Raw genomic sequence first — 201 nt, forward strand, 5'->3', positions numbered from 1 at the left:
CGCATGGATGAGGAAAAACAGTGTGTTCTGGTGTTGATCGGCGCAGACGAGTGGGGCCGGAAGGAGATTATCGGCCTCGCCGATGGCTATCGCGAAAGTACCCAAAGTTGGCGTGAGCTGCTTCTCGATCTCCAGCGGCGCGGGCTTACCCATGCGCCTGATCTTGCCATTGGAGACGGAGCCTTGGGCTTCTGGCATGCG

1 protein-coding gene is annotated in these 201 nt (G+C 59.2%); it reads left to right on the plus strand.

The genetic code is table 11. The annotated features are described in order from the left end of the window. Positions 1 to 201: transposase (locus ACFWW2_RS16600; RefSeq protein WP_393929748.1), on the plus strand; the 201-nt coding region annotated here is incomplete at both ends.

The sequence above is a fragment of the Yoonia sp. R2-816 genome (assembly GCF_046762905.1).
Classification (GTDB): Bacteria; Pseudomonadota; Alphaproteobacteria; order Rhodobacterales; family Rhodobacteraceae; genus Yoonia.